Origin of the sequence: Allobosea sp. Root670 (assembly GCF_001429415.1) — a bacterium.
Lineage (GTDB): Bacteria > Pseudomonadota > Alphaproteobacteria > Rhizobiales > Beijerinckiaceae > Allobosea > Allobosea robiniae.
On the sequence record NZ_LMJU01000020.1, the window covers coordinates 99,420 to 120,550 of the forward strand.

General features: G+C 67.1%; 23 protein-coding genes. 9 read left to right on the forward strand and 14 right to left on the reverse strand.

From position 1 onward, the window contains the following. Window positions 1–31 precede the first annotated feature (31 nt). The 6 genes from ASE61_RS24185 (at window position 32) to ASE61_RS24210 (ending at window position 5,461) form a co-directional block, all read left to right on the forward strand. Window positions 32–406: a DUF6481 family protein gene (locus ASE61_RS24185; RefSeq protein ID WP_061971329.1), complete on the forward strand. Its 375-nt coding sequence runs from the start codon at window positions 32–34 to the stop codon at window positions 404–406. Window positions 407–689: 283 nt separating this feature from the next. Next, the gene (locus tag ASE61_RS24190; protein ID WP_061971331.1) at window positions 690–1,250 is read left to right on the forward strand and encodes a sigma-70 family RNA polymerase sigma factor; all 561 of its coding nucleotides are present in this window, start codon (window positions 690–692) and stop codon (window positions 1,248–1,250) included. Window positions 1,251–1,361: 111 nt separating this feature from the next. Then, window positions 1,362–2,054 carry a hypothetical protein gene (locus ASE61_RS24195; RefSeq protein ID WP_061971332.1) on the forward strand — a complete coding sequence of 231 codons (693 nt, stop codon included), beginning with the start codon at window positions 1,362–1,364 and terminating at the stop codon, window positions 2,052–2,054. 61 nt (window positions 2,055–2,115) lie between these two features. Beyond that, window positions 2,116–3,603 carry a S8 family serine peptidase gene (locus ASE61_RS24200; protein ID WP_162260145.1) on the forward strand — a complete coding sequence of 496 codons (1,488 nt, stop codon included), beginning with the start codon at window positions 2,116–2,118 and terminating at the stop codon, window positions 3,601–3,603. A gap of 47 nt (window positions 3,604–3,650) precedes the next feature. Beyond that, window positions 3,651–4,805, forward strand: coding sequence for a glycosyltransferase (locus ASE61_RS24205; RefSeq protein ID WP_061971335.1), 1,155 nt, complete (start codon window positions 3,651–3,653; stop codon window positions 4,803–4,805). Beyond that, on the forward strand, window positions 4,802–5,461 hold the full coding sequence (locus ASE61_RS24210; protein ID WP_061971337.1) for a class I SAM-dependent methyltransferase: 660 nt from the start codon (window positions 4,802–4,804) through the stop codon (window positions 5,459–5,461). The genes ASE61_RS24205 and ASE61_RS24210 overlap by 4 nt, the downstream gene beginning before the upstream one ends. A gap of 21 nt (window positions 5,462–5,482) precedes the next feature. On the opposite strand, the gene ASE61_RS24215 is transcribed toward ASE61_RS24210, so the two are convergent. Further along, a complete protein-coding gene (locus tag ASE61_RS24215) occupies window positions 5,483–7,000 on the reverse strand; it encodes a globin-coupled sensor protein (protein WP_162260146.1) in 1,518 nt (505 codons plus the stop codon). A 195-nt stretch (window positions 7,001–7,195) separates the two neighbouring features. Beyond that, window positions 7,196–7,819, reverse strand: coding sequence for a chloramphenicol acetyltransferase (locus tag ASE61_RS24220; protein WP_061971340.1), 624 nt, complete (start codon window positions 7,817–7,819; stop codon window positions 7,196–7,198). Between ASE61_RS24220 and phnN the strand changes: the two genes are divergently transcribed. Further along, window positions 7,818–8,417: a phosphonate metabolism protein/1,5-bisphosphokinase (PRPP-forming) PhnN gene (phnN, locus tag ASE61_RS24225; RefSeq protein WP_061971342.1), complete on the forward strand. Its 600-nt coding sequence runs from the start codon at window positions 7,818–7,820 to the stop codon at window positions 8,415–8,417. The genes ASE61_RS24220 and phnN overlap by 2 nt on opposite strands. Here phnN and ASE61_RS24230 read toward each other — a convergent pair. Genes ASE61_RS24230 through phnG form a run of 8 tightly spaced genes read right to left on the reverse strand, consistent with a single transcriptional unit; the run spans window position 8,414 to window position 14,857 of the window. Next, complete coding sequence (locus ASE61_RS24230; RefSeq protein ID WP_244493002.1) at window positions 8,414–9,109, reverse strand: DUF1045 domain-containing protein; 696 nt, start codon at window positions 9,107–9,109, stop codon at window positions 8,414–8,416. The genes phnN and ASE61_RS24230 overlap by 4 nt on opposite strands. Next, window positions 9,106–10,245: an alpha-D-ribose 1-methylphosphonate 5-triphosphate diphosphatase gene (locus ASE61_RS24235; protein ID WP_061971345.1), complete on the reverse strand. Its 1,140-nt coding sequence runs from the start codon at window positions 10,243–10,245 to the stop codon at window positions 9,106–9,108. The genes ASE61_RS24230 and ASE61_RS24235 overlap by 4 nt, the downstream gene beginning before the upstream one ends. Before the next feature lie 2 nt (window positions 10,246–10,247). After that, the gene (gene phnL, locus ASE61_RS24240; RefSeq protein ID WP_061971347.1) at window positions 10,248–10,943 is read right to left on the reverse strand and encodes a phosphonate C-P lyase system protein PhnL; all 696 of its coding nucleotides are present in this window, start codon (window positions 10,941–10,943) and stop codon (window positions 10,248–10,250) included. Between the two features lie 45 nt (window positions 10,944–10,988). After that, complete coding sequence (gene phnK, locus ASE61_RS24245) at window positions 10,989–11,795, reverse strand: phosphonate C-P lyase system protein PhnK (RefSeq protein ID WP_061971348.1); 807 nt, start codon at window positions 11,793–11,795, stop codon at window positions 10,989–10,991. Further along, a complete protein-coding gene (locus ASE61_RS24250) occupies window positions 11,792–12,715 on the reverse strand; it encodes an alpha-D-ribose 1-methylphosphonate 5-phosphate C-P-lyase PhnJ (RefSeq protein WP_082617710.1) in 924 nt (307 codons plus the stop codon). The genes phnK and ASE61_RS24250 overlap by 4 nt, the downstream gene beginning before the upstream one ends. After that, entirely contained in the window at window positions 12,712–13,824 is a 1,113-nt protein-coding gene (locus ASE61_RS24255; RefSeq protein ID WP_061971350.1) for a carbon-phosphorus lyase complex subunit PhnI, read from the reverse strand. Before ASE61_RS24255 ends, ASE61_RS24250 begins: the two co-directional genes overlap by 4 nt. Further along, window positions 13,824–14,426, reverse strand: a complete 603-nt coding sequence (gene phnH, locus ASE61_RS24260; RefSeq protein ID WP_061971351.1) for a phosphonate C-P lyase system protein PhnH — start codon at window positions 14,424–14,426, stop codon at window positions 13,824–13,826. The genes ASE61_RS24255 and phnH overlap by 1 nt, the downstream gene beginning before the upstream one ends. Continuing rightward, a complete protein-coding gene (gene phnG / locus ASE61_RS24265; RefSeq protein ID WP_061971353.1) occupies window positions 14,426–14,857 on the reverse strand; it encodes a phosphonate C-P lyase system protein PhnG in 432 nt (143 codons plus the stop codon). The genes phnH and phnG overlap by 1 nt, the downstream gene beginning before the upstream one ends. Before the next feature lie 88 nt (window positions 14,858–14,945). Here phnG and phnF point away from each other — a divergent pair, with 88 nt between their 5' ends. Next, a complete protein-coding gene (phnF, locus tag ASE61_RS24270) occupies window positions 14,946–15,689 on the forward strand; it encodes a phosphonate metabolism transcriptional regulator PhnF (RefSeq protein ID WP_061971354.1) in 744 nt (247 codons plus the stop codon). A 118-nt stretch (window positions 15,690–15,807) separates the two neighbouring features. Here the strand turns inward: phnF and phnE (ASE61_RS24275) are convergent, their stop codons facing one another. The 4 genes from phnE (ASE61_RS24275) to phnC all read right to left on the reverse strand — a co-directional run bounded on the left by phnE (ASE61_RS24275) (window position 15,808) and on the right by phnC (window position 19,509). After that, entirely contained in the window at window positions 15,808–16,662 is an 855-nt protein-coding gene (gene phnE / locus ASE61_RS24275; RefSeq protein ID WP_061971356.1) for a phosphonate ABC transporter, permease protein PhnE, read from the reverse strand. Continuing rightward, window positions 16,659–17,540: a phosphonate ABC transporter, permease protein PhnE gene (gene phnE, locus ASE61_RS24280; RefSeq protein ID WP_061971358.1), complete on the reverse strand. Its 882-nt coding sequence runs from the start codon at window positions 17,538–17,540 to the stop codon at window positions 16,659–16,661. Before phnE (ASE61_RS24280) ends, phnE (ASE61_RS24275) begins: the two co-directional genes overlap by 4 nt. 158 nt (window positions 17,541–17,698) lie before the next feature. Continuing rightward, window positions 17,699–18,613 (reverse strand): phosphonate ABC transporter substrate-binding protein, encoded by a 915-nt coding sequence (phnD, locus tag ASE61_RS24285; protein WP_061971360.1) that lies wholly within the window; start codon window positions 18,611–18,613, stop codon window positions 17,699–17,701. A 77-nt stretch (window positions 18,614–18,690) separates the two neighbouring features. Beyond that, window positions 18,691–19,509, reverse strand: a complete 819-nt coding sequence (gene phnC / locus ASE61_RS24290; RefSeq protein WP_061971361.1) for a phosphonate ABC transporter ATP-binding protein — start codon at window positions 19,507–19,509, stop codon at window positions 18,691–18,693. A gap of 424 nt (window positions 19,510–19,933) precedes the next feature. Here phnC and ASE61_RS24295 point away from each other — a divergent pair, with 424 nt between their 5' ends. Continuing rightward, on the forward strand, window positions 19,934–21,013 hold the full coding sequence (locus tag ASE61_RS24295; RefSeq protein WP_162260147.1) for an efflux RND transporter periplasmic adaptor subunit: 1,080 nt from the start codon (window positions 19,934–19,936) through the stop codon (window positions 21,011–21,013). Window positions 21,014–21,131 lie beyond the last annotated feature (118 nt).

A 21,131-nucleotide genomic window follows, 5' to 3' on the forward strand; every position in this document is an offset into this window, starting at 1 on the left:
ACGCCCGTAACAACCCGAGAGAAGATCACCCTTGAAGAACCCGAACGACCGCAGCTTCACCGACCGCCAGTCCAATTCCGCCAATGCCAAGAAGGCGCTGCTCGAGCGTTTCAAGGCCCGGCCGAAGGCCGACGACCCGGTGATGGTGCAGCGACGCGAGGAGCGGGAAGCCATCGCCCAGGCCCGCGCCGAGCGCGAAGCCGAGAAGGCGAAGATCCGGGCCGAGAACGAGCGCCTGGAAGCGATCGAACGTGCGCGCATCGAAGAAGAGAAGCGCCAGGAAGAGATCGCCCGCGAGGTTGCCCGCAAGGCGGAGCAGGCCAAGCGCGACGCCGAGCGTCCGCGCAAGGTGCTGCTGGAAGCCGTGCAGTACATGCAGATGCGGACGGCCGGCAAGCGCCGCTGACGTCTTTTCGGCTCGGCCGACATCGGCCGGGCGACAGGAATTCACGCATCTCTAGAGAATGCGATTTGGGGCGCCGCGAGCGCCCCTTTTCATATCCGCTTAACTGCGATGGAAGCGCCTGCCCCAGGCAATGGCTGCTTTTCGGCCAAAAAACTCCTATCCGTTTCGCATCGACCTATCGGCAAATCCGCTTGCGCAGATTAATGTGCGCGCCGGGTTGAACCTTTTTCCTGCTCGCCGCGACAACTGGATGCGAGCCGGAATGCCTGGCCTTCGAGGGGCAATGCATACGGAATCGGACGAGGATCTCGTCAAACGGATCGCCTCTGGTGACCGGCTCGCGATGAAGGTGCTGTTTTCGCGGCATCAGGTGCGGGTCTACCGTTTCGTGCTGCGGCTCGTCCGCGACGAGACGCTTGCCGAGGATGTGATCAGTGACGTGTTCATGGACCTGTGGCGACAGGCGGACCGGTTCGAGGCTCGCGCCTCGGTCTCGACCTGGCTGCTCGCCATTGCCCGGAACAAGGCCTGGTCGCTCCTGCGCAAGCGCCGCGATGCCGAGCTGGACGAGGATTATGCCGAAAGCATCGAGGACGAGGCCGACGGCCCCGAGATCGTGCTGCAGAAGCAGGACAAGGGTCTCGCCATTCGCGCCTGCCTCGGACGTCTTTCGGCCGAGCACCGCGAGGTCATCGACCTCGTCTATTACCATGAGACTTCTGTCGAAGAGGTCGCACGGATCGTCGGCATCCCCGAGAATACCGTCAAGACCCGGCTCTTCCACGCCCGCAAGAAGCTGGGCGAGTTGCTCAAAGCTGCCGGCATCGACCGCGGCTGGCCGTAAGAATTTGGTGCTTTTTACTGCCGCATTTTCTTCACGCGAACCGGTATCCACTTCGCTTGAAAATGCTTCTGTTTTTATGAGGCGCGGCCCGGCCGCCCGAGGAGTGGCGTGATGAACGACAGCATCGCCAGCGATCCGAAGCGCCGCGAGCTCGAGGAGCTGCTGCCCTTCTATGCCAATGGCCGGATCTCCGACGCCGACAAGCGCCGCGTCGAGACTGCGCTCGCCGTCGATGCCGAGCTTGCCGCCCGGCTCGATCTGATCCGCGACGACATGGCCGAGACGGTCCTGCTCAACGAGGGCCTCGGCGCTCCGTCCCATAACGCGCTCGAAAAGCTGATGGCCGGGATCGAGGCGGAAGCCCGCCCGGTGCCGCTGCTGGCACGTGCCAAGGACAACAGCCGCGGTTTCCTGGGCTGGCTCGGCGGACTTCTGGCCGGGCAGCCGCCGCGTCGTCTGGCCTATGTCAGCGCCGCCGCAATCGCGTTGATCGCGCTACAGGGCGTCGCGATCACCGGGCTTGCGCTGCACAAGGGCGGCTCCGGCTTCGAGACCGCTTCGGCGCCGGGTGCGCGGCCGTCGGAGAGCTATGTGCTGCTGAGCTTCTCGCCCGAGGCGCGGGCCGGCGAGATCGCCTCCTTCTTCAAGCGCTTCGACGCCTCGGTGGTCGATGGCCCGCGCGCCAACGGCTTCTTCAAGGTGCGCGTCGGCGATGCCTCCCTCTCCTCCGCCCAGCTCGATGCCATCGCGGCGCGGATGAAGGGCGAGAGTGCCATCGTCAGCTTCGTCGCACCGGCGCCGTGAACCGGCTGGCGCGGTTGCTGGGCGCCATGGCATGATGTCGTCGTCGCAGGAGGGTGAGGCCATGCAGCCGTCCCCGTTCGCCCGTCGGAAATCATCGCTTCGGTGTCTCGCCGGCGCCGGCCTTGTCGCATGCGTGCTCGCGCTCGTGCCGGGGCCGGCTTTCGCGCAGCCCGCGGGTGGGACCGGTGACGGCAAGGATAAGCGCGTCGCGCCAACAACGAGCCCGCAGCAGCCATCCGCCGGCGGAACCAACCGCTCGATGCGCGTGCCGCCCGGCTCCTGGCTGCAGCCGCGAGCCCAGCGCAGCATCGTTCCGGCGATGGACGAGACCCGCTTCGTCCCCGACGAGGTGCTGTTCGAGCTTGCGCCCAATGTCGAGGCGGAGGCGGTGCTGCGCCGCTATGGCGCGACGCTGATCGCCAGCCAGCGCTTCGAGCTCGCAGGCGTCACCATCATCCGCGCCAGGATCGAGGCTGGACGCGACCTGCGCGCCGTGCTCACCGCGATGGCGGAGGACACCAGCATCGCCGGGGCGCAGCCGAACTTCCTCTTCGAATTGCAGCAGGACTCCCAGTCCCGTGCCGGCGCGCCAGCGGGAGCAACCACCGCCTCATCGGAAGCGACCGCCGCACCGCCGCCGCCGAGCCTGCGCTTGGCCGATCCCGCGACGGCGGCGCGCGGCAGCGCCGCGGTGCGGCGCATCCTGCCGCCGCAATACATCGTCGAGAAGCTGCGCCTCGGCGAGGTGCGCAAGCTGGCGCAGGGGCGCGGCATCCGCGTCGGCTTGATCGATTCCGGCGTCGATATGGAGCATCCCGAAATCAGGGGCTCGGTCCTCGGTTATCTCGACGCGATCGACGGGCTGGCGACGCCGCATGCGCACGGCACCTCGATGGCGACGGCGATCGTCGCGCATGGCGAATTGCAGGGTATCGCTCCGGCGGCCCGCCTCATCGTCGCTCGCGCCTTCGGCGGGCCGCAGGCGACCTCAGCCAACGGCAAGTCGTTCCAGATTCTGACCGCGCTCGAATGGGTCGTCCAGCAACGCGCCAAGGTGATCAATCTCAGCTTCGCCGGCCCGCAGGACCGCCTGCTCTCCAAGGCGCTGGCCGGCGCGAAGGAGCGCGGTGTCATCACTATCGCCGCCGCCGGCAATGGCGGAGCCCGCTCGGCGCCGCTCTATCCGGGCGCCGATCCGAGCGTGATCGCGGTGACGGCGACCGATGCCGAAGACAAGGTCTTCAGCGATGCCAATCGCGGTAGTTATGTCGCGATCGCGGCGCCTGGCGTCGATGTTCTGACGGCCGAGCCCGGCGGACGCTACGCCTTCACCTCGGGCACGTCGATCGCCGCCGCCCATGTCACCGCGCTGGTCGCGCTCCTGCTCGAAAAGCAGCCGGAGCTCGATACCGACAGCGCCCGCCGGGTGCTCGCCGAAAGCGCGACCGATCTCGGCTCGCGCGGGCGCGACCCGACCTTCGGCGCCGGGCGGATCGACCCGCCGACGGCGCTCGCCCGCGTGCTGCCGGTCGCGACGGCGCGGCCCTGACCGGCATGCACTCTTGACCTTCGCCGCCGCATCGGCCTGATGGCGCGATGCCGCGCCCGAAACTCCTGTTCGTCGCCACCGAGGACTGGTTCTTCGCCTCGCATTTCCTGCCGATGGCCCGGGCCGCGCGCGAGCTCGGCTTCGACGTCGCGGTGATCGCGCGCGAGCGCAACCACCGGCGCGTGATCGAGGCGACGGGCGCGCGGCTGATCGGGCTGGAGGCGGAGCGGCGCAGCCTCGATCCGCGGGCCTTGTTCAAGCAGATCGGCGCGCTGAGGCGCCTGATTTCGGCCGAACGACCCGATATCCTGCATTGCATCGCGCTCAAACCGATCGCGCTCGCCGGGCTCGCCGGCAAGCTGGCGGGCGTCGAGCGGCGGGTCTATGCGCTGACCGGGCTCGGCTTTCTCGGCGCCAGGCAGGGGGCACTCGCGGCGATGGCGCGCTTCGTGGCGATCACCTGGCTGCGCGGCGCCATCGACGGGCCGCAGGTCCGCTTCCTGTTTGAGAATCCCGATGATCCCGTGACGCTCGGTCTCGATCCTCAGGACGCGGCAAAGGTCGCGATTGTGGGCGGGGCCGGTGTCGATCCGCTGATCCTGATGCCTTCGCCGATGCCGCCGGCGCCGCCGCTCAAGGTCGCGCTGGTCGCGCGCATGCTCTGGTCCAAGGGCGTCGATCTCGCGGTCGAGGCGGTGAGGCTCGCACGGGCCGAAGGGGCGAAGGTCGCGCTCACCATCCATGGCGCGCCCGACCCGTCCAACCCGAAGGCCATTCCCGAGGCGACATTGAAGGAGTGGGCCGCGCGGCCGGGCATCGCCTGGGGCGGGCCGACGCGCGATATCGAGGGTGTCTGGAAGGCGCATCATCTCTGCATCCTGCCCTCGCGAGGCGGCGAGGGTCTGCCGCGCACGATCCTGGAAGCTGCGGCCTGCGGCCGGGCGATCCTGACAACGGATGTTCCGGGCTGCCGCAGCTTCGTCCGCGACGGGCAGGACGGGATGGTGGTGCCGGCCGACGATGCGGCGGCGCTGGCGAGGGCACTTGTGGTCCTCGCCCGTGCTCCGGGCCTTGTCGAGCGCATGGGAGATAGTGCGCGGGCGCGCCTGCTCGACGGTCATACCGAGCGCGACGTGATGAACGGCGTGAAGACGCTCTATCTGAGCTTGCTTGGCGGCTCCACGCCCGAGGTCGCTGCATGAGCGGCGAAGCTGCGCTCGATCGCAAAGCCTTCATCCGCGCGCATACCCGGTTGCTTCCGGTGCCGCATGCGCCGGAGATTTCATTGCATGTCGCCGAGGAAGCGACGGAACTCTGGCAGAAGACGGAGGACGAGCTCGCCGTAATCGGCCTGCCGCCGCCGTTCTGGGCTTTTGCCTGGGCGGGCGGGCAGGCTCTCGCACGCTATCTGCTAGACCATGGCGAGATCGTCACGGGTCGTCGGATGCTGGATTTCGCCTCCGGCTCCGGGCTTGTGGCGATCGCAGCGGCGAAGGCAGGAGCGGCGCCGGTCGAGGCCTGCGACATCGACGGTTTCGCCGCGGCGGCGATCGGCATCAACGCGGCTGCCAATGGCGTCGCGGTGACAGCGCGCTGCGAGGACCTGATCGGCCGCGACGAGGGCTGGGAGGTCATCTGCGCCGGGGATGTCTGCTACGAGCGCGCGATGGCCGAACGCGTGATCGACTGGCTGTCGGGGCTGTCGGCGCGTGGGGCTACGGTGCTGATCGGCGATCCCGGTCGCAGCTATCTGCCGCGCGGCAAGCTGGAGGCGGTCGCGACCTATGAAGTGCCGGTGACGCGCGCGCTGGAGGATGCCGAGATCAAGCGCAGCTCGGTCTGGCGGCTTGCCGGGTAAGGCGCGCCGCCAGCCGGGAGCCTAGGCCGCGCGCCGCCTCACCGCGCCGACGCCGCTAACCGCGCTGCCCTGCTCGGTGCGGAAGGCCGCGACCAGCCGGTTGAGCTGGTCGATCTGGTCGAGCAGGACCCGTGCCGAAGCAGCGCTCTCCTCGGCCAGCGCGGCGTTCTGCTGGGTGATTTCGTCCATGTGGCTGACGGTCTGGCTCATCTCGTCGATGCCGTTGGCCTGCTCGCCGGATGCCGAGGCGATCTCCTCGACCGTGCTGGAGACCTTCGCAGAGGCTGCGACGATGCGGTCGAGCGTCTCGCCGGCCTGGCGGACAAGCTTGACGCCCTCGGCCACTTCCGCGTCCGAGGACGAGATCAGCCCGGTGATGTCCTTGGCGGCGCCGGCCGAGCGCTGGGCCAGGGCCCGGACTTCGGCTGCGACCACGGCGAAACCCCGTCCGGCATCGCCGGCGCGGGCCGCCTCGACGGCGGCATTCAGGGCGAGCAGGTTGGTCTGGAAGGCGATGCCGTCGATCACGTCGGTGATCTCCGAGATGCGCTTCGAAGCGCCCTCGATCCGTGCCATCGCCTCGACCGCGTCGCGGACGATGTCGCCGCCGGTGCGCGCGACATTGGCGGCTTCGTCCGCCAGCGAAACGGATTCGCGCGAAGCCTGGGTCGAAGTCTTGACGGAAGCCGCGAGCTGCTCGGTCGTCGCCGCGCTCTCCTCCAGAGCCGACGCTTGCTGCTCGGTGCGCATCGACAGGTCCTGGGCGCCGGCGCTGATCTCCTGCGAGGAGGAGGAGATCGCGGCCGAGGTTGCCTTGATCGTACCGACCATCTCCTGCAGGCGCGCCATGGCGCCGTTGAAATGATCGCGGATCTCGGAATATTCGGCCGGGATCTCGGCGCTCATGCGATAGGTCAGGTCGCCATCGGCGAGGGCTGCCATGCTCTGGCTGACGCAGGCGATGGCCTGGTCGCGCTCGGCCGCCTTGGCCTGCTCGATGGCGCGGGCCTCGGCCTCGGCCTTCAGGCGGGCTTCCTCCGAGGCTTCCAGATAGACGGTGATCGCATAATCCATGTCGAGCATGGCTGCCTTGACGATGGCGCCGATCTCGGCCGAGCGTTCGGTGACGCCGGGCATGCGCCTGCCCAGTGCGTTCTTCGGCCAGCGCGCCTCCAGCACGCCTGCGAGCAGCTTTTCGAGAATCAGCGCGTAGCCGCCGATATACCAGCGCGGCTCCAGGCCGATGCGGGCATGGATCTTCCCGACCTGGGTGACGGCGCCGATATAGTGCTCGTCGAAGGTGCCGGTCGCGATGCCGCTCCAGTGCTTGCCCTGGCGTTGCTTGGCGCTTTCGATGTGCTGTTCGTTGCTGAAGAAAGCCTTGGTCTCGGGAAAGGCGCGCAATTGCGCATAAAAGGCGTCGAGCGCGCCCGGAATCGATGTGTCCAGAGCGTCGCCGACGTCGCGAATGCGCGCCTGCGCGTCCGGGCCGAGCTGCATGAAGGCGAGCCGCTTGCCGAGATGATCCATTGCCGACATCAGGAGGTCCCCAGCCTCAGGCGGAAACCGCTTCCGCCGGAGCCCGACCATGGGCCATCAGGGTTAACAACCTATGAGGGCATGTCTTGATCTGGGTCAATTTCCACAAGGCCGAGCCGTATTATCCCGGCCTGGAGTTGAAGCTGGCGCGCTGAGAACTCGAAAATCCAGCAATAATAACCGGATAAATGCCGCTCAGCCCGCTTCGTGACGCTCCAGGAAGTCCTCCACCGAGAGATTGCGGAAATCGTCGAGGACGGCACGCAGCCGGGTGTGTTCCCAGTCCCACCAGGCGAGGTTCTGCAATCTATCCGCGACATCCTCAGTGAAGCGTCGCCGCACCGGCCGGGCCGGATTGCCGGCGACGATGGTGTAGGGCGCGACGTCCTTGGTGACGACGGCCCCGCCCGCGACTACCGCGCCGGTGCCGATCGAGCGGCCGGCGAGCACGATCGCGCCATGGCCGATCCAGACATCGTGGCCGATCGTCACGGCATGCGACCGGCGCCAATCGAAGAAGGCTTCGTCATCCGCGGCATCGTCGAAATAGGCGGCGGCGCGATAGGTGAAATGCGACTGGCTGGCGCGATGCATCGGATGATTGCCGGGATTGATCCGGGTCATTGCCGCGATCGAGCAGAATTTGCCGATTGTCGTGTAAATGACATTCGCGTCGTTCACGACATAGGAGTAGTCCCCCATCGTCGACTCGGCGAAGATGGTGCGCGCGCCGATGGCGGTGTAGCGGCCGAGCGTCGCCTGCCTCACCTGGGCGGTCGGGTCGATCAGCGGTTCGAGTCCCAGCTTTTTCGCGGCCATGTCCTCATCCTCTCCTGATATCGCGATCCCCGCCGTGCAGACGGGCGTGCTCGTTCTCGTGGTCGGTCCCTCCGGGGCTGGGAAGGACACGCTGATGGATGCGGCGCGGGCGGGCCTCGCCGGCGATCCCGACTATCGCTTCGCGCGGCGCTTGATCACCCGGCCGGCCATGGCCGGCGCCGAGGATCACGATTCTTGCGACGAGGCGGGGTTCCGCACGATCGAGGCCAATGGTGGCCTCGCGCTGAGCTGGCAGGCGCATGGTTTGAGCTACGGCATTCCGGCGCTGGAATTGTCGGGCATCGGCGCGGGTGCCGTGGTTATCGCCAATGTCTCGCGGCGCGCCATCGCGGCGGCGGAGCGATTGGCCGAGCGCGTCGTGGTGCTCAACATCACCGCGCCGGTCGCGGTGCTGGCGCAGCGCCTGGCGGCGCGCGGGCGCGAGAGCGAGGCCGATATCGCCACCCGCCTGAAGCGCGAGGCGCCCCTGACGGCGGAACGCGCCGAGATCGTCACGATCCTGAACGATCGCAGCATCGCCGAGGCTGCGGAGGAACTGCTGGCTGTCCTGCGCGCACTCGGCCGGCACGACGCCTAGCCGAACGAATAGGAATCGAGCAGGCGGAAGCGGCCGGTGCGGTCGTCCTGCCTGAACAGCGCGAAGCGGTCGATCCTGACCGGGCCGGCTGGAAGTGCCGCCGCGTAGGCCGTGTCGAGGGCCTGCCTCACCGACCCTGCCTGATCGCCCGGCAGGGAGCCGGTCAGCGTCATGTGGAAGCGGAAAGCGTCGCCGACATAAGGGTAGCCATAGGCTTCGAGATAGGCGTGCTGTGCCGGGGTGAGCGGGCTCTTGAGACGCCGGGCCTTGTCCGCTTCGGAGAGCGGCGCGCGGAAAAGCTCGAAGGCTTGCACGGTCGCGAAGGCGAAGCGCTGCAGAGCCTCGCTCGGTTCGGACGGCGTCAGCGCCACGAAAGAGCCGAGCGCGGTCACGCTCAGGCCGGCCAGCTCCAGGGCATCGAGCCCGGCGGCATGGTTGCGGGCGAAGGCGCGCAATTGCTCCTCGCTGCGCCCGTCGGCGAGCTCGAAGGGCGCCTTCAGCGTGGCGTGGAAGCCGTAGCGACGCGGCTCTTCGGTGAAGCCTGGCCATGTCGCCGGGTCGCATCCGGGCGGAACGGCGAAGGGCAGGTCCTCGCCGGTCAGCGCATCATAGCCGAGCGTCGCGCTGCCGAAGCGCCAGAGGGCGCTGTCGGCTGCGGGGGCGTAATAGACGGCGTAGCGCGGCTTGCTCAAAATGCGCGCTCGCCCTGCGACCAGACCGCAGCCAGCACCGGCGTCGCGCCGAGCACCTTGAAGCGCACGAGATCGGCCCGCAGCCCGGTCTTGAGATGGCCGCGATCGCTGAGGTCGAGGATGTCCGCGACCTTCCAGGTCACCATGCCCATCGCTTCGGGCAGCGCGATGCCATGGTCGGCATTGAGCTTGACCACGGCCTGGAGCAGGCTCGCCGGCACGTAATCCGAGGAGAGGCCATCCAGAAGTCCCTTCTCGGCCAGCTCGGAGACCGAGACGCCGCCGGAATGCGAGCCGCCGCGCACGACGTTCGGCGCGCCGGCAACCGTGGCGAGGCCGGCCTGCTTGGCGGCGGCGGCGGCCTCGACCGTGGTCGGGAATTCCGAGATCACCGCGCCGGAGGCGACGCCCTCCTCGACATGCTCGGGAATCGTGTCGTCATGGGTGGCGAGCGGGATGCCGCGCGCGCGGAAGATATCGACCACGGCCTGCCAGTTCCTGGCGACATTGGCGGCGCCGTCGCGCTGGCGCACCGCGACATCCTCCTCGAACTCCGCGACCGTCTTGCCGTTGCCGACGGCATAGGTCTTGAGGTGCTGGAGATCGCGCCACTGGCGCTGGCCGGGCGTGTGGTCCATCAGCGAGACGAGCTGGACGAGCGCGTCGTCCTGATAGGGGGCGATGTCTTCAAGCAGGCCCGGACTCGTCAGCTCGCAGCGCATATGGATGCGATGGTCGATGCGGAAGACGTTCTCGCGCTTGCCATAGGCCAGCGACTTCATCACGTCGGCGAAGATGTCCTTGCGGTAGTCCTTGGCCGAGAAGGGTGTGCCGGCGCAGACCGCGTCATAGACCGTGGTGACGCCGGCGGCGGCCATCTGGGCGTCATGGACGAGCGCCGCCGCCAGCCCGTTCGGCCAGAAGACCTTCGGGCGCGGCATGAAGTGCTTTTCCATGTTGTCGGTGTGCATCTCGACGAGGCCGGGCGCGACATAGTCGCCGCCGACATCGATGGCGCCGGGCAGGGACGACTTGCCCTGGTCGACGGCGGTGATGCCGGTCTGGTCGAAGGCGATCGTGCCGGTGACGACCTCGTTCTCGAGAATGAGTTTGGCGTTGGTGAGAACGGTCTGCATCGTCAGGCCTTCCGGAAAGCGGTGATATCGAGATAGCGCGTCGCGACGCGTTCGCGAACCGCCTCGTCATGGAAAATGCCGACGATGGCGGAGCCGGCGGCGCGCGCCTCGGCAATGAGGTCCACGACGACGTCACGGTTGGCGGCATCGAGCGAGGCGGTCGGCTCGTCGATCAGCATGATCGCGGAAGGATCGACGAAGGAGCGGGCGATGTTGACGCGTTGCTGCTCGCCGCCGGAGAAGGTGGCAGGGGCGAGGTTCCAGAGCCGCTCGGGCAGGTTGAGCCGGGCCAACATGGCCTTGGCGCGCTCGGTCGCGGTTTCCGGCGAGGCGCCGCGGGCCAACAACGGGTCGCGCACGATGTCGAGCGTCGAGACGCGCGGGATGACGCGCAGGAACTGCGAGACGAAGCCGAGCGTCCGGCGGCGGATGTCGAGCACGGTGCGCGGCACGGCTGCGACGATGTCGACGGGCCGGCCGGTATGGGTGATGCGGATTGCGCCTGAAGTCGGCCTGTAATTGCCATAGAGGATGCGCAGCAGGCTCGACTTGCCGGCACCCGAGGCGCCCGCCAGCACCAGCGCCTCGCCGGACTCGACATGGAAATTGACGTTGTTGAAAACGGGCAGCCGCGCTCCGCCCTGGTTGTGCAGGGTGAAGGTCTTGGCGACGTTCTCGACCTGAATCATCGTGGTCATGGGGTCAGTGCCTTGTGCCGGCGAGGTGACGAGGGTGTGACGAGGTCACACGCTCAGCACCGCCGAAGTGAGAAGCTGCGTATAGGCGTGGTGGGGATCGTCGAGGACCTGGTCGGTCAGGCCCTGCTCGACGACGCGGCCATCCTTCATGACCATCAGCCGGTCGGTCAGGAGACGCGCGACGGCGAGGTCGTGGGTGACGATGATCGCGGCGAGCCCAAGGTCGCGCACCAGCACGCGCAAGAGGTCGAGCAGGCGGGCCTGCACGGAGACGTCGAGGCCGCCGGTCGGCTCGTCCATGAAGACGAGGCGGGGTTCCGAGACCAGCACGCGGGCGATCTGCAGGCGCTGCTGCATGCCGCCGGAGAACTGGCGCGGCCGGTCGTCGATACGGGTGCCGGCGATCTCGACGCGCTGGAGCCAGTCGAGCGCGTGCTCGCGGATCTGGCCGTAATGCCGGTCGCCGCGATCCATCAGCCGCTCGCCGACATTGCCGCCAGCGGTGACGTCCATGCGCAGGCCGTCGCGCGGGTTCTGGTGGACGATGCCCCAGGCCGTGCGCATCAGGCGGCGGCGCTCCTGTTCGGAGACCGAATAGATGTCGAGCGGCTCCGTGCCGCCCCTGAACAGCACCTCGCCTTCGTCGGGCTTGTCGATGCCGGCGAGGCAGCGCAGCAGGGTCGATTTGCCCGAGCCGGATTCGCCGACGATGCCGAGCACCTCGCCCGGCCAGAGATCGAAGGAGACATCGGCACAGCCGATGCGCTCGCCATAGAAGCGGCTGACGCCGTCGACGGAAAGCAGGGGGGCGGGTTCGAGCGCGAGCTCGGCCGCTGCGACATGGAGCGTCATGGAGTGGTCTCCTCGACCAGGCCGCTTGCGGCCGCGTCGCCCAGCATCGTGCCGCGATGGCCTTCAGCCCGGCGAGTCTCGCAATAATGGCTGTCGGAACAGACGAACATGCGTCCGCCCTGGTCGTCGATCACGACCTCGTCGAGATAGCTGTCGCTCGCTCCGCAGAGCCCGCAGGGCTGCGTCCAGCTCTGGATGCGGAAGGGATGATCCTCGAAATCGAGGCTCTTCACGCTGGTATAGGGCGGCAGCGCGTAGATGCGCTTCTCGCGGCCGGCCCCGAAGAGTTGGAGAGCGGGCGACATGTGCATCTTCGGATTGTCGAATTTCGGGATCGGCGAGGGCGCCATCACGTAGCGGTCGTTGACCATGACGGGATAGTCATAGGTCTTGGTGATCTCGCCATAGCGGGCGATATCCTCGTAGAGCTTGACCTGCATCAGCCCGTATTCGGCCCAGGCGTGCATCTTGCGGGTCTCGGCCTCGCGCGGCTCCAGACGGCGCAAGGGCTCCGGCGTCGGCACCTGATAAACCATGACCTGGCCGGGTTTCAGCGGCGCCTCCGGGATGCGGTGGCGGGTCTGGATGATCGTCGCCTCATCCGTCGCCTCGCAGGTGCGGGCATCGGCCGTGCGCTCGAAGAACCTGCGGATCGAGACGGCGTTGGTGGTGTCGTCGGCGCCCTGGTCGATCACTTTCAAAGTGTCAGCCGGGCCGATGATCGCTGCCGTGATCTGGATGCCGCCGGTGCCCCAGCCGCGAGCCAAGGGCATCTCGCGCGAGCCGAAGGGCACCTGATAGCCGGGCACAGCGACGGCCTTGAGCAGGGCGCGGCGGATCATTCGCTTGGTCTGCTCGTCGAGATAGGCGTAATTGTAAGCCGGCTTCGTATCGTCCGCCGGCATCTGATGGATGGTCATTCCGCAGCCTCCGGCATCACGTTCTGCTCTTGTGCCAGCCGCTCCTCGCGTTCCCGACGGATGCGGCGGATCAGCTCGAGCTCGCCCTGGAAATCGACATAGTGCGGCAGCTTGAGATGCTCGACGAAGCCGGCCGCCTCGACATTATCGGCGTGGTAGAGGACGAACTCGTCCTGCTGCGCCGGATAGTTCGTCGCCTCGCCGAAATCGCGCGCCTTGAGCGCACGGTCGACCAGCGACATCGACATCGCCTTGCGCTCGCTATGGCCGAAGACGAGGCCGTAGCCGCGGGTGAATTGCGGCGGCACCTCCTTCGAGCCCTGGAACTGGTTGACCATCTGGCACTCGGTCAGGGTGACGTCGCCGAGATCGACTGCGAAACCGAGCTCCTCCGGCACGAATTCGACTGAAACCTCGCCGACGCGGACCTCGCCGACGAAGGGATGGGTGCCGCCAAAACCGCGCTGCACGGAATAGCCGAGGCCGAGCAGGAAGCCCTCGTCACCACGCGCCATCGATTGCAGGCGTACGTCGCGATCAGCCGGGAAGGAGACGGGATCGCGGGTGAGGTCGAAGGGGCGCGGATCGCCTTCCGGGGGCTCCTCCGCTTCCATCAGCCCCTCGGCGCCGAGGATGTCGGGCACGCGCGGCATGGTGATGTCGAGCGGGGCAGTGGCCGTGCGAGGCGCGGCTTCGCCTCCTTCGTCCATCAGCGCGAAGTCGAAGAGGCGGTGGGTGTAGTCATAGGTCGGGCCAAGGACCTGCCCGCCGGGCAGATCCTTGTAGGTCGCGGAGACGCGCCGACGGATCGCCATCGCGGCGGTGTCGAGCGGCTCGGAGGAGCCGAAGCGCGGCAGCGTCGTGCGATAGGCGCGCATCAGGAAGGCGGCTTCGATCACGTCGCCCTGCGACTGCTTCAGCGCGAGCGCGGCGAGGTCCTGATCGTAGAGCGAGCCCTCGTTCATCACGCGGGCGCAGGCCAAAGCCTGCTGCTCGCGGATCTGGGCGACCGAGATTTCCGGTACGGCCGGATCGCCACGACGTGCTTCAGCAACGAGATCATGCGTGGCGAGGATGGCGGCCTCTCCGCCTTTGACTGCGACATACATCAGCGAGCCTCCTCGATTTGCGTCGAGCGCGGCAGGCCGATCAGGCTCTCGCCATGGGCGAACAGGACATCGACGCCGAGCGGGTAGAGCGCGCCGTTCTCGCGCAGTTCATCGGTGAAGCCGGGGCGCAGACCTTGTGGCGCAATGTTGCGCGTGCCGGGAATGCCGGGACCGGAGAGGGTGAAGACTGAGCCGCCCTCCAGCGCCGCAACCTGCACGATCACTGTGGTCGAGCGATCCGGGAACTGATCCGTGCCGAGATTGAAGGCCGAGAGCCTGGGCTCGTCGGCTGCACCGTCGATGACAGCGAAAGCAGCCTCAGTGGGATCGTTGACGAGCGCAGCGGCGCAATGGAAGCGCAGCCAGGCGCCGGCCGGGCCATTGCGCAGACCTTCGGGCAGCCAGACCGGAGTTTCGTAATCGGCGAGCGTCAGCAGGGCGGTGGCCGTCGCGGTCGCCAGGCCTTCCGGCGGTGCGATCTCGCCGGCAACTTGCTGTAATGTTCCGGGTTCGGAGAGGGCGGTGAGCAGGGCGCGGAAGGCGGCCTGCGACTGGAAGACCGGATCGGAGAAGCCGGGAGCGATCATGGTTTCGGTCGGCATCACGAGCCCCTGACCAGCGTGAAGAAATCGACCTTGGTCGCGGCAGCCTTGCGCGAGGCGAGGTCGCGAGCGGCCGCCTGCTGGGTGGCGAGCGTGGCGACGCCCTGGCGCAAACCGCTGTCTTCGGCCTCGTCCTGGAGGCGGGCATCGAGCAGGGCGGCGAGCCGCGCCTTCCGGCTGTCGCGGCCGAGCGCATAGGAGAAGCCCATCCGCCCGTTGGACAGGCGCACGACGCAGCGCGTCACCGTGGCTTCGCCGAGATTGAAGCGGCGGCCGGCGCCGCCGGCGCGACCCTCGACCATCACGGTGCCAGTCTCCGGCGCCTTCAACAGGTCGTGGTCCGGCGGATCGCCGAGCAGGGTTTCGATCTCGCTGCGGGAGGCGCGCGCCAGCGTCGCCATCCAGCTTTGCCTCGGGGTTTTCTGCGTCATCGGCGCGGGCTCGCTGGTCAGTTCCGAATGTCTAGACTATGCTAAGGGAGTTGATGGCAAAGGTCTATACTTTTCGGATGAAGCTTTGATGACGGATGCGGCACTGGCGGAGCGCGACGGGGGCACGGCCTGGCGGCGCATCGCCGACGAACTGGCGGATGCGATCGGGCGCGGCGAGTACAAGCTCGGCGACACGCTGCCGGCCTCGGTCGCGCTGGCGGAGCGCTATGGCGTACATCGCCACACGGTGCGGCAGGCCTTCCGCCATCTCGCCGATCAGGGGCTGGTAACGGTTTCGCGCGGGCGCGGCACGCAGGTGACGGCACCGCGCCTGCCTTATCCGATCGGGCGGCGCGTCAGCATGCGCAGCAATATGGGCAAGCTCGGCATCACGGGTACGAGCCGCATGCTCTCGGCCGAGGTGGTCGTCGGCGAGGCGGCTGCCTGCACCGCGCTCAAGCTCAAGACCGGGACGCCGCTCTGGTGCGTGCAGGGTGTCAGCATGGCGGATGGCGTGCCGATGGGGACGGGCATGCATTGGCTCTCGGTCGAGCGTTTCCCGGATTTCGATAGGGCCTATCGCGATGCGGCGGGCTCGATCACGGCTGCCTTCAAGATTTACGGCATCACGGATTATGTGCGCCTGTCGACGCGATTGACGGCGCGGCTGGCCGATGAGCGCGAGGCCGAATTGCTGGAGATCGCGCCCGAGGCGGCGGTCATGATCTCGACGGCGGTCGATGCGCTGCCGGACCTGACGCCGGTCCATCTGGTCTCCAGCGTCTTCGCCGCCGAGCGCGTGGAGATGGTGATCGAGCCGTTCGGGGATTGAGGGGCACCGTCATGCTCGGGCTTGACCCGAGCATCTCAGGACGGAAAGGCGCGCCCTCCTGCACGAGATTCCCGGGTCTTCGCTTCGCTGCGCCCGAGAATGACGGCTGACCCCGCCTTCAGCTCGCCCGCTTGCCGATGATCGCGAAGCGCAGCTTCCCAGACAGGAAGTCGATGGCGGAGACCGCGGCAAGGACCAGCAGGATCAGGAAGGAGACCTGCTGCCATTCCAGCGTGCGGATCGTCTCGGCGAGATAGAGGCCGATGCCGCCGGCGCCGACGATGCCGATGATGGTCGAGGAGCGGGTGTTCGACTCGATATAGTAGAGCACCTGGCTCGCGATCACCGGCAGCACCTGCGGCAAGAGGCCGAAGCGGATTTCGTGGGCCTTGCCGCCTCCGACCGAGGCGACGCCGTCGACCGCCCGGCGGTCGGCCGCCTCGATCGCTTCGGAATAGAGCTTGCCGAAGGCGCCGAGATCGCTGGTCATGATCGCGAGCATGCCGGCGAAGGGGCCGAGACCTACGACATTGACCCAGATCAGCGCCCAGATCAGGGCATCGACGCCGCGCACCGTGTCGAGCGAGCGGCGGGCCAGGAAATGCACGATCCGGTTGGCGACGACGTTGCGCGCGGCGATGAAGCCGAGCGGCAGCGCCAGCATGGCGGCAAGCACGGTGCCAAGGAAGGCGATGGCGATGGTCTCGAACAGCGCCTTCACGAAGATGATGGCGCGCGCCCAGGAGCCGGGGTCTGGCGGCAGCATCAGCACGACGAAGGTGCCGAGATTGCCCAGGCCTCCGATGAGCTTCCAGAGCGAAGTCTCAAGCGTGGTCAGCCCGTAGAGGAAGAGGCCGGCGAGGACGGCGATGGTGCCGATCGTTGCGAGCTTGGTCTTGAGCGAGCCGCGGATCGCGGCCTCATGGCGGCGCAGGATGTCGGTGCGCTCGGCCGTCGAGAGGGCGAGGCTCATCGGCCGTGCTCCAGGCTGAGGAGGGCATGGCGCAGCCGCTCGGTGCCGTAGTCGATCAGCATCACCGCGACGATGATCAGCAGCAGGATGGCGCTGACATCGGTGAAGTAGAACTTGCGGATGGCTTCGATCAGGTCCTGGCCGATGCCGCCGGCGCCGACGAAACCCATGATCGAGGCGCCGCGGACATTGATCTCGAAGCGCAGCAGCGCATAGCTCGCGAAATTGGAGAGCACCTGCGGCACCACCGCAAAGCGCACGACCTGCCACCAGCTGCCGCCCGCGGCGGTGATGCCGTCGACCGGTTTCAGATCGATGTTCTCGACCACTTCGGAGAAGAGCTTGCCGAGTGCACCCATGGTGTGGATGGCGATGGCGAGCACGCCGGGCAGCGGGCCGAGGCCGAAGGCGATGACGAAGATCAGCGCGAAGACGATCTCCGGAACGGTGCGGCAGAATTCGAGATAGCGGCGCACGGCGAAGCGCAGCCAGGTGGCGCGGCCGAGATTGGCGGCGGCGGCGAAGCAGAACAGGAAGGCGCCGGCGACACCGAGGATCGTGCCGACATAGGCGATGAGCACGGTCTGCCAGAGCAGCTTCAGCCAGCCCTTGAGGCCCCAATACCACTCGGAGAGGTCGGCACTCAGACTGTTCAACCGAAGTGTCGGCAGCGTCTCGTAGATGTATTTCGGAAAGCGGCCGATATTCTCGAAGAACCTGGCGAGATCGACCTCGGCGCCGCGTGCCGAGAGCAGCACGCAGGCGATGAAGACGGCGATGCCGATCAGGGCCTGCCGGCGCTTGGCCGAGGCGGCCTGCCGATAGGCCTCGGCATGGGCCCGGATAGCCGGGTCGTTGCGGTCGATCGCGAGGGTCATGAAATCTTGCGTCCGTTGCCGGAGAGGGCGCTAGGCAGCGCCGCTGCCGTCATGTTCGCCCCTGTGGCGAGCATCCACGTCTTGAGCGCTGCGGAAGGCAGGGAAGACGTGGATGGTCGGGACACGCCCGACCATGACGGCGAGAGCAGGCGTGCTGCTTACGACGACTTCTTCTTGCGGAGGTCGTCGACGAACTTGTTGAGCTCGATGATCGGGTCATAGGCCTCGTTGCCGACGGCGACGAGCGGGCCCTGCTTGCCTTCATAGATCTTGTCGAAGGCGGCCTTGTCCTTGGTGGCGAGGTTCAGCACCGCGTCGCGGATCTTGGCCTTGAGCTCTTCCGGCAGGTCGGTGAGATAGGCCATCGGCGAGTTCACGATCTGCTCGGACTTGTAGATGATCCGGAAATCGTCGGCCTTGGCCATGTTCTTGCGGGCCATGCGCTGCAGGTTGGATTCCTGCTCGTCGTTCCACCAGTTGGCGGCGATGTCGACGGTGCCCTGCTGGAGCGCGATGATCGCGTTCTCGTGGCTGCCGGTATAGACGACCTTCGAGAAGAAGGTTTCCGGCTCGATCTTCATGCCGTTGAGCACGAAGCGCGGCACGTTGTTGCCGGAGGTCGAGTTCGGGTCGACGAGGCCGAGATTCTTGCCCTTGAGGTCCTCGACCTTCTGATAGGGCGAGTCCTTCTTCACGTAGAAGACCGAGTGGTAGCCCTTGGTGCCGTCGAGATTGGTCTCGATGGCGAAGGCGTCGGTCCTGGCGCCGGTCATGCGGGCGCGGGCGAAGGAGGCCGGGCCGTAGGAGGCGATGTGGATATTGCCGGCGCGCTGACCTTCGATGATCGCGGCGTAGTCGTTGGCGATGCGCAAGGTGACCTTGGTGCCGAGTTCCTTGGCGAGATACTGCACGAAGGGGGTGTAGCGCTCGGTAACGCCGGAGGCGTTCTCGGAGGGGATGATCGCGAAGACGAGCTCGGGATACTTCGCCTTCCAGTCCTGTGCGAAAGCGGGTGTCGCGGCGAGCGCGAGGCCTGCGACGGCGAGCGAGAGGGTGTGACGACGGGTCAGCATCGATGTGCTCCTGCGTTGTAGGTGGGATGGTCTTCTCGCGGCGACGGCCTTCAGGCCGGTCCGGCGATCTCTGGAAATCAGGCGATCTTCTGGCGGACGCGCTTCGCCTCGGAGGCGGCGATGGCATCGAGCGCATCCAGCGCCTCGGCGCCGGCATCCTTGGCCTCGATGCCGTAGAGCTCGGCGGCGACCTCGCGGGTCAGCGCCTGCGGCACGTCGTCGAACACGACCTTGCCGGCGGACATGCCGATCAGGCGGTCACAGTATTTCGCGGCGATGTCGAGGTCGTGCAGGTTGCACATCACGGTGATGCCGTCCTCGCGATTGATGCGGAATAGCGCGTCCATGACGACCTGAGTGTTGCGCGGGTCGAGCGAGGCGATCGGCTCGTCGGCCAGGATGATGCGCGGCTCCTGAACGAGCGCGCGGGCGATGGCGACGCGCTGCTGCTGGCCGCCCGAAAGCGTCTCGGCGCGCTGCGCCAGCAAATGACCCATATCGAGACGCTCGAGTGCCGCGATGGCGCGGATCTTGTCGTCCTCGGAGAAGCTCTTGACCAGCGTCAGCGCCGCGGAGCGGTGGTTCAGCCGGCCGAGCAGGACATTGGTCAGCACGTCCAGGCGGCCGACGAGGTTGAACTGCTGGAAGATCATCGCCGTGTCGCGGCGCCAACGGCGGAGCGAGGCGCCCTTCAGGCCGGTGACGTCCTGCTCTTCGCAGACGATCTTGCCGGAGGTCGGCTCGGTCAGGCGGTTCAGCATGCGCAGCAATGTCGACTTGCCGGCGCCGGAGGGGCCGATCACGCCGACCATCTCCCCCTTCGGGACGGTCAGGGTCACGGTGTCGACCGCGTTCCTGTCGCCAAAGCGCTTGGTCAGGCCTTCGATGCGCAGCATGGAAAGGTTCTCGGGCACGATACGGGCATGAGCGCATTCCCGTCCGGCCGGGGCCGGAGGGTCAGGCGTCTCGATTGCTGCGAGCCCTATCGGCTGCGAATGACAGGCACATGACGGCCTGGGAAGGCCCCGAAAGGAGCATTTTGCCACTTCAGGAGCCGGTCAACGTTTCGTGAGGTCTCCAGAATGCGCTTGGACGATTCCCGGCTTACCGGCAGGATAGAAGCGGATGTTTGTGTGCGGCGGAGATGCCCGTGACGGTGGGCCTCTTATCGGCAAGCATCTTGCATTGATGCTGCGAGGCCGGATCGATGCGGCATCGGCGCAAAAGCCTATGTTTTTGCGCCGCTGTGGCGCGCCGGCATCTTAGCAACGCCTTTCGTTCCATTTAAGACCAATGGGCGGCAACGGAGCCTCCAGCCTGATGAAGCGGTTCGTCCTTCTTGTTCTCGTCGCTGCCGTTGCGGGCGGTGGATACTATGCTTACCGCAACCAGCGTGCCGGCACACAGCAGGCCCAGGCCAGTGCGGTCTCGGGGCCGCGTGCCGTGCCGGTCGAAGTGGCCAATATCGAGATCATGACCGTCAGCGAGGAGGTCGAGGCGCTCGGCACGCTCGCCGCCGACGAATCCGTGGTGATCGCGCCCGAGATCGCCGGCCGCGTTATCGCGCTCGGCTTCAAGGAAGGGGAGCGCGTCAAGACAGGCCAGGACCTCGTCAAGCTCGACACCGCGATCCTCGATGCCGAACTCAAGCAGGCGCAAGCCGATCTGAGTCTGGCCCGGGATACCCATGAGCGGCTGCGGGCGCTGGTGCAGCGCGGCTCGGGCACGCAGGTCGCGCTCGACGAAGCCGGCGCGAAGCTCGCCTCGAGCGAGGCACGCATCCAGCTCGCCAAGGCCAAGCTGGCGCAGTCGACCATCGTGGCGCCGTTCAGCGGCGTCGTCGGTCTGCGCTCGGTTGGCGTCGGCGATTACGTCTCCGTCGGCAAGCCCTTGATCACGCTGACCAGCATCGATCCGATCAAGATCGATTTCCGCGTGCCCGAGATCTATCTCAGCCGCCTGAAGGTGGGCCTGCCCGTGCAGATGGGCGTCGACGCGGTTCCGGACCGGAAATTCCAGGGGCAGATCTACGCGATCGACCCGGTGGTCGACGTCAACGGCCGGGCGATCCGCCTGCGCGCCAGCATCCCGAATGCCGATCTAGCGCTGAAGCCCGGCCTCTTTGCCCGCCTCGCCATCACCGTCGACCAGCGCCAGAACGCGATCGTCGTGCCGGAGATGGCGGTCGTGCCGGATGCCGTCGGCAAGATCGTCTACGTCGTCGACAAGGGCAAGGCGAAGCGCGTCGCCGTAGAATTGGGCAAGCGCCTGCCGGGCAAGGTGGAGATCGTCAACGGGCTGACGCCCGGCATGCAGATCATCACCGCCGGCCAGATGCGGCTGCGCGACGGTGCCGCCATCGCGATCAAGGACAAGGTCGTCCAGACGAGCCAGCTCTAGAGTATTTCCGGGCTTCCCGTGAAATGCTCCATCTCTTTGTTTTGTCGCATATTCGTTGACGCGGACCTTCGTTTCTTCACGCAAACTGGCCTCCGCCTCACCCGGAAATGCTCTAGGA